We start from the raw sequence: 15,262 nt of genomic DNA, 5'->3' as shown, positions 1-15,262 counted from the left end.
ACACATACAAAGTTTTTACAACCTTCGTTTATTGACAAAATTTCATCATAGAAATCAGCATTCGACCATATATCTGATAATTCCGATTTTTACAATATTTATAATATTTATTAAGTTAAAATTAACTTAATTAAATATTAACATAAATTAAAATATTAATTACAGCCAACAAAAAGGGAGGGCATTTTATGAAAACCGAAACAAACGTATTACAAAATGTGATGCATCCTCTAGAACCACTAACAGAAGAGGAAATTAAGAATGCTGTTGCAATTGCAAGAAAAGAAAAAGGACTAACGGATAAATCTCGTTTTGAGCAAGTTGGTTTGCGTGAGCCTGAAAAAGAAGTTGTGTTAAATTACAAAGAAGGCGACCCAATTGTACGTGAAGCTTTCATGATCGTGTTGGATACAACAGATAGCAAAACGTATGAAGGGGTTATCTCTCTTACGGATGAAAAAGTTGTTTCATGGACACATGTTCCAGACGTTCAACCTTCATTCCTTTTTGAAGAATATTCTGAACTTGAAGAAACAGTGAAAAATGACCCTGATTTCCAAGAAGCGATCGCAAAACGCGGTATTACAGATCCAAGCCTCGTTATGATTGATCCTTGGTCTGTTGGTAATTTCGGTATTGAAGAAGATGAAGGAAAACGTCTAGCAAAGGCATTATGTTTTGTTAGAAAATTTGAAGGCGATAATGCTTATGCATATCCTCTTTCAGGTCTACTACCTGTCGTTAATTTAAGCACAATGGAAATTGTACGCATTGAAGACTATGGAGTAAGACCGATTGCGCCAACAGCTGCACCGTACAAGCCTGAGCAATCTGATGATATCCAAGAACGGACAGATTTAAAACCATTAGAAATTACACAACCGGAAGGCCCTAGCTATGAAATTAATGGACATAACATTAAGTGGCAAAAATGGGATATCCGAATTGGATACACAGCACGGGAAGGACTTGTTCTTAATACCGTAGATTATGAAGAGAACGGTGAAAAACGCCAAATTCTATACCGTGCGGCTTTATCAGAAATGGTTGTTCCTTACGGAGATACAGATCCGGCTCATAACTGGCAATGTGCGTTTGATGCGGGTGAATACGGAATTGGCCAGTTAGCTAACTCATTAGAGCGTGGTTGTGACTGTGTCGGTCATATTGACTACTTCGACGCTGTTATGGCAACAGGTAATGGTGACATCCACAGAATTCCTAATGCGATTTGTGTTCATGAAGAAGATCACGGAATTGCATGGAAACACACAGACTGGAGAACTGAAGATGTAGAAGTACGCCGTTCACGTCGTTTAGTTATTTCATTCTTCACGACAGTAGCGAACTATGACTACGGATTCTTCTGGTACTTCTATACAGATGGTAAAATTGAACATGAAGCAAAATTAACAGGTATCTTGAATGTTGGTGTCCTTGAAGAAGGCGAAACACCGAAGTATGGCACGTTGGTTGCACCACAAATCAATGCACCAATTCACCAACACATCTTTAACTACCGTATTGATACCCATATCGATGGGCAATACAATTCTGTTCAAGAATTGAACACCGTAGCATCGAAACCTGATTTTGAAACAAATAAAACTTTAAATGCTTTCGGTGTGGAAACAACAACACTTCAAACAGAATTAGAAGCGCAACGTAATTTGAATCATGACACGGCAAGAGCATGGAAAATCATTAACCCTAACAAGAAAAACCATGTAGGTGAGCCAGTAGGTTTTCAACTTGTACCTGGTGAAAATGCATCTCCATTCTTACATGACGAATCAAGCATCATAAAACGTGCAGGATTTATTAAAAATCATTTACACGTTACAAAATTTGATCGCGATCAAATGTATGCTTCTGGAAAATATCCGAACCAAGGTAAAGGCGAGAACACGCTAAACCATTGGGTAAAAGAGAACCGCAATATTGAAAATGAAGATATTGTTACTTGGTATAATATGAGTGTTCACCACATTGTACGTCCGGAAGATTGGCCAGTAATGCCAACTCACCATATTGGATTCAAGTTGCAACCACATGGTTTCTATGATAGAAATCCAGCATTGGATCTTCCACGCCCTACTCCTAAAAAAGGGGACAGTTGTCATTAAAATAGGGAAAGGGAAAAAGGAATTGTTGTTATGATTCAATTCCTTTTTCACCTTTTTTAACATTCGGTAAATGGGGGGTTGAATCTATGTTATTAATAATAAGTACTTTACTAGTTTTAATATATACTGGTGTCTGTTTAATAAAGTTATATAATAATCGAAAAAATTTAGAGAAAATGACAGGAATGACAATGGTGATGTCATTAGCAATGGTTAGTAGTTTAACTATTGGCTTAATTGCTGGAATAGCTTATAGAGGTGATTTAACACTTTCTACAATTTTAGCAATGAGTTTCGGTCTTATAGTAGGATTTTTAGCAGGAAAACCCATTAGTCTTCTTACCATGGTAGAAGGATGTGCTGCTGGAATAATGGGAGGAATGATGGGTGCAATGTTAGGGGATATGCTGCTAAATAACCTTCCACTTATGCTCGTATTTATGGATATCTTATTTGTCATAAGTGTTTTATTCATTATTTTCTATATTAATGCTGAATTAAAGATAAATAATAAAAGTTTTGGGTTTTATCCTCGTTCCTACCTTTGGATGATTATTACATCCGCTTTTTCAATTATTATAATATTCACTTTTGCAGACCTAGAAATGAAACCGGTAGAAGACAACCAGGTAGATGATCTGCATCATCATTAGCAGGATACTAAAAGTCTAAATATATCGGGTTATTGCACATTAAAAATTAGGAGGGGTCTAATTTGACAACCCTTACGTTTTTTCCTTCCCAACCTGAAGTCCAATATAAGATGGATAACTATATTGAACAAAAACCATTAAAGCTTCCTATCAGAAAACACATTGCATTATTTTACCAATTTGAGACCCAAAAAAATTCTGTTAATTCCTTTTCCCTTATTCCTGATGGATGTTTTGATATGTTGTTTTGTTGTAGTTCAACAAAACCATCTGGATTTCTTTGGACAAGTCCACTTCAACGAAGGGAACAACTGAATTTTGAAGTAGGATGTAAATACTTTGGCGTTAGATTCACCCCTGAACAAGGTATTATTAACTTAAAGTATTCAATGAGAGAACTTTTGGGAGAAAAAATTCCTTTAGATGATGTTATGGTCATTGACCCATTCTTTGTAGAACAAATAGTTAGTAGACAATCTTTTAGTGAAAGGGTACATCTATTTGAAAAGTTTATTGAAAGTCTATTTTCTGATTCGATTTATCAGAATATTGTTGAATATTCAATTAACCAAATTTACGAATCCAAAGGAAATATAAATATTAATCAATTGTCTATGGATACTGGATATTCAGATCGGTATATACGTAAAAAATTTGAAGAGTCGATTGGGTTTTCACCAAAGCAATTTAGTGAAATTGTTAGATTTCAAAATTCTTTAGCGATGCTGTTTACAGATAATAATAAACAAAAACTATCAGATGTAGTTTATGAAAATGGATACCATGATCAAGCGCACTTTGTTAAGGGATTTAAAAAATTTGTTGATTTAACTCCGACTCAATTTATACAAAATCTTTCTTAGAAAAACTACTTTATAACTTTTAATATTAGGTTGTTATAAAAAAATAAAGAAAGAAGGGGCTCTATTGAGTACTCAACATTTAGAATTAAAGAAAGTTTTGACTCCTATACATTTATGGGGATTAGGGGTAGGTATCGTAATTTCAGGTTCCTATTTTGGTTGGAATTATGGCTTGGCTGAATCTGGTTTTGTAGGGATGTTAATAGCTACTGCAATCATAGGAATTATGTATACAACGTTATGTTTATCACTTGCAGAGCTATCTACCATCATGCCTCACGCCGGAGGAGCTTATTCTTTTGCAAGAAGAGCAATGGGGCCACTAGGCGGATATCTTACAGGTGTAGGCGTTATATTGGAGTTTACAATAGGCACTGCTGTGTTTACGGCGGGAGCTGGATATTACGTAAATTTTCTCATTCCTGAAATCAACCCCATTTTCGCTGCTGCATTCTTATATGTGTTTTTCTTTATTGTGCATATTTTAGGCGTAAAAGAATTTGCCACTCTTGAGATGGTCCTTGTTTCTATTGCCGTAGGTATGTTAATCGTTTTCGCTATTTATGGATTACCAAACATTGAGACTACTAATCTATTTGGAGGATCACTCATTCCTGGAGGAATTTCCGGTATTTGGGCTGCACTACCTTATGCAATGTGGCTGTACATATGCATGGAAATGTTGCCCATGCTATCAGAAGAAGCTCGTGATCCGGTAAAAGATATGCCTAAAGGGATTATGAGCGCAATTATTACACTTATTATCCTAGCATTTCTCGTCGTGACAATTACAGTTGGTCTTGGAGGAAACCAGGCTACATCGTTAGAAGAAAATCCTCTTTCTTATGCACTCTCTGCTGGTATCAGTCAAAATTTATGGGTGGTTGATGCTATTGCTATAGTGGGTTTATTCGCTTTAATTTCGAGCTTAGCAGGCTCGGTATTGGCTTATTCCCGACAAGTTTTCTCTTTGTCAAGATCTGGATACTTACCACAATTCTTATCTCAACTACACAAAACACGTCGTACTCCTTATATGGCAATCGTACTTCCTGGGACAATAGGTTTTATTTTTGTCCTTATGTTTGATCCAGATAAATTAATTTTAATTGCCACATTTGGGGCATTGGTTTCTTATATTATGATGAATTTATCACTAATTATTCTACGTAAAAAAGAACCCAATCTTAAACGTCCATATAAAGCGCCTTTTTATCCAGTAGTACCTATCGTATGTATTATTATTAGTACACTAGCTTTGTTTTCATCCGTTTTTGGGCAAATTGACATATTTATCGGTAGTGTATCTATCTTTGCTCTAGCCGTTATTTATTACTTTGTGTGGGCAAGACACCGTATAAATAAGAATGCTCCAGAAGAACAATTCGCTCTTAATGCAGGAGAAGCGGAAGAAGAAGAACTCAACGAAAAAAATATATCTGCAAATTAAGTTGTCGTCCTTTTATCATGATAAACATTATTTAAATATAAAGAAAGATGAGGTATGAACTATGACTAAGATCGCGCCTTCTATTCTGTCCGCTAACTTTGCACGACTTGAAGAAGAAATAAAAGATGTTGAAAGGGGGGGAGCAGATTATATCCATGTTGATGTGATGGATGGTCATTTTGTTCCCAATATCACCATTGGACCATTAATCGTTGAGGCCATTAGACCTGTTACAAACTTACCTTTAGATGTGCACTTAATGATAGAAAATCCAAATCAATATATCGAGACATTCTCAAAAGCGGGGGCAGATTTACTAACCGTTCATGTTGAAGCCTGTAATCATTTACACAGAACGGTGCAACAGATTAAATCTGAGGGTATGAGAGTTGGAGTAGCATTAAATCCTCATACACCTATCTCAATGATTGAGCATGTAATAGAGGATGTTGACCTCGTATTACTTATGACAGTTAATCCAGGTTTTGGAGGTCAATCTTTCATTCATTCTGTTCTATCTAAAATAAAACAAGTATCTTCCATTGTAGAAAAGAGAGAATTAGAGGTTGAAATTGAAGTAGATGGTGGTGTGAATCCTGAAACAGCTAAACTATGTATCGAAGCAGGAGCCAATGTCCTTGTTGCAGGTTCTGCAATTTATAATCAAACGGATCGCAGTCAAGCTATAGAAAAAATTAGAAATGAAAAACTGGTTTATAACGCTAATACTCGGGAGCAGTAAGGAAATTGGTAGTATAGGAATCCGGTTTTTAGTTTAAAAGTAGGGGGTATCTGTAATGAATAACAAGAAACCTTATAGATCATATTCTGAGATCATGAAAACCATTGGTAATAAATACCATTCATCTGAAGAAGATTGGTCCGTTCTTGATACGTATATCGAAATGATCTTGGATGAAGCCATATATACCGGTCAAATTAGGATCCTCGAAGAAAAGATTAACAATGCTCTTGATTCAAATAATAAGCCGGTTTTTCTTGAACTATCTGCTAAGTATGCAAAATTAAAACAAAATAGGAAGAATTAAAACACGTATACAGCCCATTATTATCCCAACGAAGCTAAAAAAACTAATAAGAAAAGAAGATTGGTTATCTGAAGGAACGTGTTTATTATCAAAAACTATCACTTTATAAAAATAGAATGGAGTTGTCTATATAAAGACAAACTTCCATCTATTTTTTTCGTCTTTTATTTTTTTAGAAGCTATCCTTTTATTACTTGTAGAAAAAATATACTGGTGACAAATCGTTATCCAACACCGTACTGGAGAATGTAATTTATCCTTTAAAACAAAATGGTAGAATCACTGAACAATTTCGATGAGCTCTACCAGTTGTGTGGAAGATCTAGAGAATTGTTTAAGGAGGAGATAATATGCCTATAAAAGAACACCAAGAAACACTGGTGAGAACCAAAGTGATAGAACTTCGTAGCGCAATGGAATTAAGGGGGTGGGCAAGTACAAAATTTGTACCGACTCCTCCATATGGATATACACTCATTAGTATGATGGGATGTCGCGCGTGGTTTGGCAAACGGTGGGGCATGATTTGCGACGATGAGGATGACCATCTTAAACTTATTTTAGATATTCCAAGAGGAAAGTCCTCGGCTGAAGAAATTTCTGAACGGCTGCATCTTCCGTTAGTAAGTGGAAACAAAAGGAAAAGCGGCGTTGAGATGATTGATAACCGGGATCGTATTACCGTAGTACTCTATTTGTTTACGGATGAATTAAAAATAACAGAATTCCGGAACAGTGAAATAATGGAATTTGTTAGTGATGTTAGACGTTGGTCCTGTTTATAGCCTTGATAACAAGGCTATAACCCACTGGACTCACAATCCCTCTTCAGAAATAACTAGATCCGGCTGGGGCCAGTGCCGTCTAGAAGTATGTAATGTTTCGTGCCAAAATAGTCTTTAAAAGTTTTATTTGCAGCACGTTTAAGGTTAATAAGTTTTATCTACTGCCTGCATCACCGGTGTGCACACAGTTATAAACTCAACCAAATAATCACTCAATTCTTTCATCCGTTTTTTAATACCTGCACTCAAAACAACTAGGCTCTTTTTGCTTTTTTTATTCTCTCCACAGCCCCTTTATAGGCTTATCTTTCGACTATGATGATATCGGCTCCTGATGAAGTCCTTTCATACCTTTGTAACTCAGGTGGATCCATGGTCTGTATGTCCGCCAATACATATGGTCAAGGGAAGATTCTTTGACGTTGTTGATAGCCCTACGTCCTCTCAATTTTTATCAAACTCGATTTTGACGATTCAATATGATCTGTTACTTGTTTTATCGTCTGTATAGAACCTTAATAAACAAACAAAAAACCATGTGTAAAATTGTAAGAGGCTCTACACATGGTTTATAAAAATGACTTGTTAGTATATGTCTGTTGTTTTTAAACTTTAAGTCTAATGTTATTCTTCGGTTTTTACTATAAGAAGGGCTTTATTGGTTTATTTTTACCTCGGTCTTTCTAGCTGTAGATTTTATATAGTTTTTACCCCATTCATACATAGAATCGATAATCGGCATTAGGCTCTCTCCCTGTTCTGTCAGTGAGTATTCAACCTTAGGTGGTACAACAGGGTAGACTTCACGATGAACAATAAGGTCTTCTTCCAGTTCTCTTAATTGGTTAACAAGCATTCTTTGGGTTATACCCGGTATGAGAGATTTTAGTTCATTAAACCGTTTGGTTCCTTCTTTCCCTAGATGCCACAAAATAAGCATCTTCCATTTACCACCAATGACAGAAAGCGTCAATTCCTTTTCACAGTTAAACGTCTTACCACATACATGCCCCATATTTACACCCCCCAAATCTCACATAGTGGTATACTAACAGACAGTATCTAACAAAAAAGTGCGTACTTTTGATTAATTATTATACACATTATACTTGCTTATGTACAGGAATATACGAGAGAATTAAAAAGGTTTCTCTAATCATAAAAACATTGCAGGAATTTACAAATTTTATCTAAAACGTACAATGAGCTGAATCGAAGAAAATGTCAAGAAACCAAGTCCCTAGCTTTAACTACTTCATATGAGGATGGTGCTGTAGATATGATACGCTTTTGTATAGTCGGGACAAACTGGATTACAGAAGAATTTATTAAAGCAGCAAGTCATTTACAAGATTTCTCTTTAACGGCTGTTTATTCCCGAACAGAAAAACGAGCAAAAGAATTTGCAGATATGTTTAATGTTGAGACAATCTTCACGGATATAGAAAGTATGTCAAAAAGCAATAAGATAGATGCTATTTATATTGCCAGTCCTAACTGTTTTCATGCACAACAAGCGATAACTTGTATGAACAATGGAAAACATGTCTTATGCGAAAAGCCAATGGCTTCAAACACGGCTGAATTAAAGCAAATGATAAACACAGCAAAAAAGAATAACGTGCTATTAATGGAAGCCCTAAAAACTACTTTTCTTCCTAATTTCAAAAGTATCCAAGATAATTTGCATAAAATAGGAGAAGTCCGTCGGTATATTGGGGTATATTGTCAATACTCTTCCCGTTATGATACGTATAAGGAAGGAACAGTCTTAAATGCATTTAACCCTACCTTTTCAAATGGTTCTTTAATGGATATTGGAGTTTACTGTCTTTATCCATTAGTAGTACTTTTTGGAAAACCAGAAAGAATAAAAGCAAACGGAATAACACTAGAGTCTGGTGTAGATGGAGAAGGGAGTATTCTCTTACAATATGAAGAAAAGGATGCAGTTGTAATGTACTCAAAAATAACCAATTCATATATATTTTCGGAAATTCAAGGGGAAAACGGGAGTATCTTAATCGATAAAATACACAGCCCTGAAAAAGTACAAATTTGCTATAGGGATGGGAGTGTAGAAGATATTACACAGTCACAAGTAAATAACACAATGTATTACGAGGTGAAAGAATTTATTGAATTGATTAAAAAAGGGGAACTCGAATCATCTACTAATTCTTACTCTAATTCTTTAATAGTTACAGAAATTATGGAAGAATCGCGACAACAAATGGGGGTTGTATATCCAGCAGACAAGGATTAAGTGAATAAAAGATTAAAATTCAAGCAGCTATTTTATGTAAATCATTTTAGTTTTTGGTGCTATTCTGATCCTTGGTGAGGTTATTGGAGATAATGAAAAAACCTATCCTAGCTTGAGATTCCAAAATTAGGATAGGTCATTTTCCATCATTATAATAGGTGCAGAGGGAGATAATAGAAGATAAAGGTGATGACGATCACGAAGGCTCCACTTGCGATCAGAATATTAGGATACCTCTGGGTAATGGTGATTTCCTTGTTGTCTTTTAAAGCAGCTGGAAGTTGTAAGATTTGCTGCCGGAATACTTTTTCTGCTTCCGTGACTTCTTCGGTTCTCGAAATCAAGACGAGTGCGAGAGTGGATAACACGACTCCAATGATGATAGGGTGAAAGTAGATTGGCAGATCTGTCACGAGCATTTGATATAATTCGGCTGCAACGACACCCAGAAAGCCGATGATGATCCCCCAAAACGCCGCATTTTTGGTGACTTTTTTTGAATAAACACTGGCAAAGGCGGTAGGTCCCCAAGAGGCAGCAAATAAAGTGGCTGCAAAATATCCGATCCACATGACTGCCGGCGGCTGCCAGAGTGTAATAAGCAGAATCACTACGCTCGACAGCAGCATCGTATTTCGGCTGAATCTCAACACTATTTTACTGCTTTTCTCTTTATTAATGAGTATATCATGAGCGACGCTGTTCCCTATGAGTTGTAAAAAGGTGGAGCAGGATGAAAGTATGGCTGACATGATGCCAACTAAAGCGATGATACCTAACCAGGTTGGCATGAGGTTCAACGCGGACCAGATAAACACGTTTTCCGCAGGGTTTATAGTGGGATTTACGACATTCACTGTTGCCACTCCAATATGGAGAAAGAGGTAAATAACAAAAATAGCAATAGTGGCTATGACACCGGAACGGATCACGACGTGCTCACTTTTCGCCATTAAGTACCGGCTTGTCTGCCATGGACTTACAGCAACCACCGTTCCCCATACCAGTCCTAAGATAATTGCCCAGACAAGCGCTTCTCCAGGGGAACTGAAATAAGAATTCTCCCCTGTCATCCCATGCCAGCTTAGAATATCTGGGAAAGCTTGCAACGACGCTGTCTCAAGCAAGGCATTCGGCCATCCGCCTGTGGCATGTAAAATAAATGGTATTCCGACGATAGTGGCTATGAGGAAAATGAGAAACATAATTGTATCGTTGACCAATACCCCTTTTGCTCCGGAAAGAAAAGTAAAGGACGTATACGCAAACCATATGACGAACAAGGATGCGGTATAGGATAGACCCGAAACGGAGGAGAATAGCAGTGCTCCTCCCTGGGTCACAGCCACAATATAAGCCGAAATCCCTAAGATGGTCGTGATTCCAGCGACTTTCTGCATTTTTTGTGAATCAAAGCGTTTACCAAAATACTCAGGAACAGTCAGGGCGCGGCTTCGTCGTAAATATCTTCCGAAAAAAAACACGCCGAGCACATAACCGCTGGCATTGAAAATAATTAAGATCAGCTGTATGATCGGATAACCGCTATATGAAAAGCCTGCTTCACCCATAAATGTTACCGAACTTAGGAAAGAAGCAACCAGGGACCCTGTAATCACCAGAGTCGGCGCGTTCCTTCCGGATACATAGTAGTCATCTACATTAGAAACTCTACGTGACAAAAAGATCCCCATGAAAATAAAGAATAAAAATGCGATAATAATTCCGATTAAATAAGACAATATATCTCCTCCTTTATTTTTTCAAGTCCGCATCATTTCATGGAAGGTTTCTGTTCTTCCTCATGATAGCGGAGCTCTTTTTTCTCTTTAATTTCGCTGCTGTTTAGTTTATTTAGCATGTATTTCGAGAATAGTCCGATCAATATTAAAGCGCTTCCATAAGAAAAAGTAAAAATGAGATCACCCATTTATTTGTTCCTCCTCTTTTTCAGCAGATAGGTTAAGTGCCGCCTGAAAACCTTCCCACACGGCTTCATCCAGCGATCGTGGACTTTTCGCATCTCCTATTCGGATAACCTCGCAACGTAGGTTCTTAAGTCTCCGATACTCTTCAAGTGCCTCAGAGGCATCTTGGCCAGTCGCCAACACAATAGCTTCCGGTTTCCGTTCTTCGATCCGTCCGCTAAATATATGCTCGAGCAAAATGCTGTCCTGTTTCATTGCTTTTAGTTTAAAGTGAGGAGTTTGATTGACCTTTAACGTATCGAAGCGTTCCAGCAGCTTGTTCCGTTTATATTGCTGCACGGCTTCTCCAATTCCGTAGCTCTGAGACACAATTTCCACGTTTTTACCTTGTACAGCTAAGAATTCTGCTGCTTCCACTCCAGGCCAGTCTCCTTTCCAATCTAACACGAGAATGTCTTCTTCCTTTACCGGTGTATGATTGAGAATGTCCCAGGACGTATAGTAAGATATCGTTGTGTTATCAACATCATCTGGTAGAAGCGGCTTAGAACCAGTTGCTACAATGACCGCATTGGGTTTCATTCTTTTCAAGTGGGCGTAAGTGAAACGCTTTCCCTTTTCTATCTGAACATTTAAACGCTCTAGCTCATTGATCAGATACGTACGCCACTGTCTAACCTGCTCTCTGTACAGACCCCCCTGTAAGATATTTAACTGTCCACCCAGGCAGTCGTTTTCTTCAAATAATGTTACGTCATGTCCTTGTTTTTTTAATGTAATCGCAGCCATCATTCCGGACGGGCCGCCGCCAATGACTGCAACAATTTTTGCCCGTGCCGTTGCTGGAACGTCGGCATAATACTTTTCTCGTCCAGTCACCGGATTGACGGTACAACGGATCGGGAGGTGTTGCTGATAGCGACCAATACAGCCTTGATTGCAGGCGATACAAGGTATAATTTGTTTCCCTTTATCTGTTATTAGTTTATTGGGTAGGTGAGGGTCTGCAATTAAGGCCCGTGTCATCCCGACCACATCTGCACATTGATCAGCTAGCAATTGTTCGGCAATGTCGGGAGTATAGATCCGTGACGTTAGAATAAGAGGAAGGGCACCAATTATTTCTCTCACCTGTTTCACTTTCGAAAATAGCTGCGATGCTGATTCCGAAGCAGGCGGTACAATATACGAGCTTCCTTTGTACGTGGCAGATGATCCGATCACGAGGCTCCAATAATTAAGCTTTTCCAGTTCGTGAAGGTGGCGGATCACGTCAAGAGAGCTATCGGCACTGGTACCGACATCGTCTTGGGATTCCAAGGACATTCTCATTCCCAGTACGTAATCGTCACCGACAGCCTTTCTCACTCTCGTAATCACTTCTCTTGAAAATCTCATCCTGTTTTCAAAAGAACCTCCCCATTGATCGGTTCTTTTATTGACCGTTGGGCTCCAAAACTGTTCAAACAAATAGGTGTGCGAGCCAACAAACTCTACCCCGTCGAGTCCAGCCTCTTTCAGATGAAGGGCACTTTGGACAAATCCGTCGATAATTTCTTCGATTTCTTCCTCTTCCAACTCTCTTGGAATTATGTGAAACCGTTCGGTTGGAACTGCGGAAGGAGCAACGACATCGTTATTTGCTTCACTAACATAGGCTTCACGTCCGTGGTGAATTAATTGAGCAATTAATTTCCCATCGTGTTTATGAATGTTTTCTGCCGTTTTTTTATGGAGATGAATGATTTCTGGGTGACTGGCGTCTATAGCGAATGGAGTATTCAATCCAGTCTTATGCACCCCATGAGCCTCCATGACGATAAGCCCCACTCCTCCTTTCGCTCTTTCCGTGTGGTAAGCGGCGAAATCCTCTGTCGGCAAGTGGTTTTCGACGAGTGTGGTCTGGTGACCACTAGTCATGATGCGATTCTTAAGTTCCATATGGCCAATCTTCATTGGAGAAAAAAGATGAGAAAATTTTTCCTTTGTCATATGGGGACCTCCTGAGTATTTTTAAGTAATACTTAATTAACTATACATTAATATTACAATCACCTTGTCGTAATTTCAATAAAAAATCTGAATTTAATGAATATTACAAAATGGGAAGCAAGCATGTGAAATCTGATAGTATTAAAGAAAAACAACCTATTTTTACAAGAGGTGACAATCTTGAGTGATATAAATGAAACCAATACCGTCGGGGAAAAGCTTCGAACAATACGATTATCAAAAGGAGTAACTTTAAATATGATCGCAAGCCAAACTGGACTCACTTCAAGCTTTATCAGTCAATTTGAGAGAGGATTAACCACAGCATCTATTGCCTCTATGCAGAAAATAGTCCAAGTATTGGACATTCCCCTCGCTTCTTTATTTGATAAAGAAATGGTGGAAGACGATACAGCAGACAACGTAAGTATCGTGCGCAAAGATAACCGCCGCCAGCTCTCCTTTCCCAAGCCCGCATTAACGAATGATTATTTACTTACCAATTTAGATGGGAAACTACAGGTGATATACTCGACGATCGAACCAGGAGGAAAAAGCGGAGAACCTTACAGCCACAATAGTGACGAGGAATGCATTATTATCTTGTCGGGCGTAATGGAAATCACGATAAACAACAAAACATATGAACTTCATGAAGGGGATACTATCAAATTTACGAGTCGTTCCCCACATGATTGGAAAAATACAGGAGAAAATACACTTGAAGCGCTATGGATTATAACGCCGCCAAGCTTTTGATGTACATAATGTGAGCCAGTTGTGGGAGGTGTGAAGGCGAGGTCATTCATGGAAGCTGTTAGTGTACGCCGATCCCATACCAAATTGCGAGGCACTGAATAATGTGTTGTTAATTCTTTTGATTATTTCTAAAGAGTAACTAGTACCTAACAGCTGAAATAAATGTAAAACCATAAATCGCAAATAGCTTTTTAAAAAATCCCTTTCTGAACTCTGATCAGCAAAAGTGGCTGCTGGTGGAATTGTCGTAATTGTTGATGTACTGTAATCATTGGACGACAATGCGGAAGCCAAACTATCTTTGTCATTTCCTTTTCAAACTATAATAGATAACATAAAAGTGTGTTGAAGAGTTAGCTTTAAAATATGAAAACAAACAGTTTAATTATTGCGATCTCTACAAGATTGTGTAGAACACTCCGTACATTTTCCGTAGAGTGTTACAACTTTCTCAATGTTAATATGTTCTATAACTTTCTCACAGGTTTGACAAATAATAGTTCCCATTACTTTCAACTCCTTTAAAAATATATAGAAAACGCTTTCAAAATTTAATTTAGTACACTTAACCTTACCTTCCATCGCAATTGGTTACACAACTTACAAATGACTACGTTAAAAATTATTCCCAATGCTACTTTACCACCACCATAATCTTAGGGAATATTGGAAAGAAAGTAACCAAGGTAAGCCTTGGTTACTTATATAATATGATCTAAAACGTATGGTAGCTTAAAATATAAAAATATAGTAAAAGGAGAAGGAAAGTATGGACTGAAGGCACAGCCTCATTTTAAAACATATATTTTTTCAACGAATCGTTTTGCCCCTACTCAAGATTCGCATGTTTGCCAAACATAGCCCCAGATTCTGATTTTCTTTGGTCCATCAATCGTAAGATGACCGCATCATAAAATAATAAGAGACTTTGTTCAAATAAAGAACCCATAGGTTGTATGGTATTGTATTCATTGTCTGTCCCAGCCTTCGGTTTGGCTGGTACTTTAATCGCTACATCACTTAATCTTCCAATCGTTGATTCAGGAGAAATCGTAACAACCGCAACAGAAGCGTCTAAACTTTTCGCCTTCTCTGCCATGGAAACCAAGCTTTTGGTCTCTCCCGAACCAGATCCAATAATTAAAAGATCGTCTTTTTCCAGGCCAGGGGTGATGGTTTCCCCAACAACATAGGCCTCTACTCCCATGTGCATCATTCGCATGGCAAAGGATTTGGCCATAAATCCAGATCGGCCGGCCCCAGCTACAAAAATTTTCTTGGATGCCAGGATTTGATCCACCAATTTTTCCGCTTGGTCTTCAGCGAGTAATTCGATGGTCCGGTTTAACTCGTTTATAATTTCCGATGCGTATTGTGTGGTCTTCATCATG

The 15,262-nt window shown here is 37.9% G+C and carries 15 protein-coding genes; 9 read left to right on the top strand and 6 right to left on the bottom strand.

The genetic code is table 11. The features are described 5' to 3' along the window. The first annotated feature begins 188 nt into the window (after window positions 1-188). The 7 genes from CEF16_RS21915 to CEF16_RS21885 all read left to right on the top strand — a co-directional run bounded on the left by CEF16_RS21915 (window position 189) and on the right by CEF16_RS21885 (window position 6,926). Complete coding sequence (locus tag CEF16_RS21915; protein ID WP_091588257.1) at window positions 189-2,126, top strand: primary-amine oxidase; 1,938 nt, start codon at window positions 189-191, stop codon at window positions 2,124-2,126. A 185-nt stretch (window positions 2,127-2,311) separates the two neighbouring features. Continuing rightward, a complete protein-coding gene (locus CEF16_RS21910; RefSeq protein WP_245918028.1) occupies window positions 2,312-2,779 on the top strand; it encodes a hypothetical protein in 468 nt (155 codons plus the stop codon). Window positions 2,780-2,841: 62 nt separating this feature from the next. Continuing rightward, window positions 2,842-3,642: a helix-turn-helix domain-containing protein gene (locus CEF16_RS21905; protein ID WP_091588260.1), complete on the top strand. Its 801-nt coding sequence runs from the start codon at window positions 2,842-2,844 to the stop codon at window positions 3,640-3,642. A gap of 64 nt (window positions 3,643-3,706) precedes the next feature. After that, window positions 3,707-5,092, top strand: a complete 1,386-nt coding sequence (gene eat, locus CEF16_RS21900) for an ethanolamine permease (RefSeq protein WP_091588261.1) — start codon at window positions 3,707-3,709, stop codon at window positions 5,090-5,092. Between the two features lie 61 nt (window positions 5,093-5,153). After that, window positions 5,154-5,834 (top strand): ribulose-phosphate 3-epimerase, encoded by a 681-nt coding sequence (rpe, locus tag CEF16_RS21895; protein WP_091588263.1) that lies wholly within the window; start codon window positions 5,154-5,156, stop codon window positions 5,832-5,834. A 55-nt stretch (window positions 5,835-5,889) separates the two neighbouring features. Further along, window positions 5,890-6,141, top strand: a complete 252-nt coding sequence (locus CEF16_RS21890) for an IDEAL domain-containing protein (protein ID WP_091588265.1) — start codon at window positions 5,890-5,892, stop codon at window positions 6,139-6,141. A gap of 350 nt (window positions 6,142-6,491) precedes the next feature. After that, window positions 6,492-6,926 carry a hypothetical protein gene (locus CEF16_RS21885; RefSeq protein ID WP_091588266.1) on the top strand — a complete coding sequence of 145 codons (435 nt, stop codon included), beginning with the start codon at window positions 6,492-6,494 and terminating at the stop codon, window positions 6,924-6,926. Between the two features lie 655 nt (window positions 6,927-7,581). Here CEF16_RS21885 and CEF16_RS21880 read toward each other — a convergent pair. Continuing rightward, the gene (locus CEF16_RS21880) at window positions 7,582-7,941 is read right to left on the bottom strand and encodes a winged helix-turn-helix transcriptional regulator (RefSeq protein ID WP_091588268.1); all 360 of its coding nucleotides are present in this window, start codon (window positions 7,939-7,941) and stop codon (window positions 7,582-7,584) included. 264 nt (window positions 7,942-8,205) lie between these two features. Between CEF16_RS21880 and CEF16_RS21875 the strand changes: the two genes are divergently transcribed. After that, complete coding sequence (locus tag CEF16_RS21875) at window positions 8,206-9,192, top strand: Gfo/Idh/MocA family protein (RefSeq protein WP_091588270.1); 987 nt, start codon at window positions 8,206-8,208, stop codon at window positions 9,190-9,192. 149 nt (window positions 9,193-9,341) lie between these two features. On the opposite strand, the gene CEF16_RS21870 is transcribed toward CEF16_RS21875, so the two are convergent. The 3 genes from CEF16_RS21870 to CEF16_RS21865 are packed head-to-tail and all read right to left on the bottom strand — an operon-like array spanning window position 9,342 to window position 13,112. Further along, window positions 9,342-10,934, bottom strand: coding sequence for a sodium:solute symporter family protein (locus CEF16_RS21870; protein ID WP_091588271.1), 1,593 nt, complete (start codon window positions 10,932-10,934; stop codon window positions 9,342-9,344). Window positions 10,935-10,966: 32 nt separating this feature from the next. Next, entirely contained in the window at window positions 10,967-11,122 is a 156-nt protein-coding gene (locus CEF16_RS23995; protein ID WP_170032324.1) for a hypothetical protein, read from the bottom strand. After that, window positions 11,115-13,112, bottom strand: coding sequence for an oxidoreductase (locus CEF16_RS21865; protein WP_091588273.1), 1,998 nt, complete (start codon window positions 13,110-13,112; stop codon window positions 11,115-11,117). The genes CEF16_RS23995 and CEF16_RS21865 overlap by 8 nt, the downstream gene beginning before the upstream one ends. A gap of 180 nt (window positions 13,113-13,292) precedes the next feature. Here CEF16_RS21865 and CEF16_RS21860 point away from each other — a divergent pair, with 180 nt between their 5' ends. Continuing rightward, complete coding sequence (locus CEF16_RS21860; protein WP_139186024.1) at window positions 13,293-13,871, top strand: cupin domain-containing protein; 579 nt, start codon at window positions 13,293-13,295, stop codon at window positions 13,869-13,871. A gap of 381 nt (window positions 13,872-14,252) precedes the next feature. Here the strand turns inward: CEF16_RS21860 and CEF16_RS21855 are convergent, their stop codons facing one another. Both CEF16_RS21855 and hxlB read right to left on the bottom strand, forming a co-directional pair. After that, window positions 14,253-14,378: a GapA-binding peptide SR1P gene (locus CEF16_RS21855; protein ID WP_091588276.1), complete on the bottom strand. Its 126-nt coding sequence runs from the start codon at window positions 14,376-14,378 to the stop codon at window positions 14,253-14,255. Window positions 14,379-14,700: 322 nt separating this feature from the next. After that, window positions 14,701-15,258: a 6-phospho-3-hexuloisomerase gene (hxlB, locus tag CEF16_RS21850; protein ID WP_096241799.1), complete on the bottom strand. Its 558-nt coding sequence runs from the start codon at window positions 15,256-15,258 to the stop codon at window positions 14,701-14,703. Between the last annotated feature and the right edge of the window lie 4 nt (window positions 15,259-15,262).

Origin of the sequence: Alteribacillus bidgolensis (genome assembly GCF_002886255.1) — a bacterium.
Classification (GTDB): Bacteria; Bacillota; Bacilli; order Bacillales; family Marinococcaceae; genus Alteribacillus; species Alteribacillus bidgolensis.
This window is presented reverse-complemented; position numbering and strand designations above follow the sequence as displayed.

Excerpts from the sequence above, each read along its gene's own strand:
- CEF16_RS23995 (WP_170032324.1), bottom strand. The coding sequence starts at position 11,122 with ATGGGTGATCTCATTTTTACTTTTTCTTATGGAAGCGCTTTAATATTG.
- CEF16_RS21880 (WP_091588268.1), bottom strand. The coding sequence starts at position 7,941 with ATGGGGCATGTATGTGGTAAGACGTTTAACTGTGAAAAGGAATTGACG.
- CEF16_RS21885 (WP_091588266.1), top strand. The coding sequence starts at position 6,492 with ATGCCTATAAAAGAACACCAAGAAACACTGGTGAGAACCAAAGTGATA.
- rpe (WP_091588263.1), top strand. The coding sequence starts at position 5,154 with ATGACTAAGATCGCGCCTTCTATTCTGTCCGCTAACTTTGCACGACTT.
- CEF16_RS21865 (WP_091588273.1), bottom strand. The coding sequence starts at position 13,112 with ATGACAAAGGAAAAATTTTCTCATCTTTTTTCTCCAATGAAGATTGGC.
- hxlB (WP_096241799.1), bottom strand. The coding sequence starts at position 15,258 with ATGAAGACCACACAATACGCATCGGAAATTATAAACGAGTTAAACCGG.
- CEF16_RS21875 (WP_091588270.1), top strand. The coding sequence starts at position 8,206 with ATGATACGCTTTTGTATAGTCGGGACAAACTGGATTACAGAAGAATTT.
- CEF16_RS21910 (WP_245918028.1), top strand. The coding sequence starts at position 2,312 with ATGACAATGGTGATGTCATTAGCAATGGTTAGTAGTTTAACTATTGGC.
- CEF16_RS21915 (WP_091588257.1), top strand. The coding sequence starts at position 189 with ATGAAAACCGAAACAAACGTATTACAAAATGTGATGCATCCTCTAGAA.
- CEF16_RS21890 (WP_091588265.1), top strand. The coding sequence starts at position 5,890 with ATGAATAACAAGAAACCTTATAGATCATATTCTGAGATCATGAAAACC.
- CEF16_RS21855 (WP_091588276.1), bottom strand. The coding sequence starts at position 14,378 with ATGGGAACTATTATTTGTCAAACCTGTGAGAAAGTTATAGAACATATT.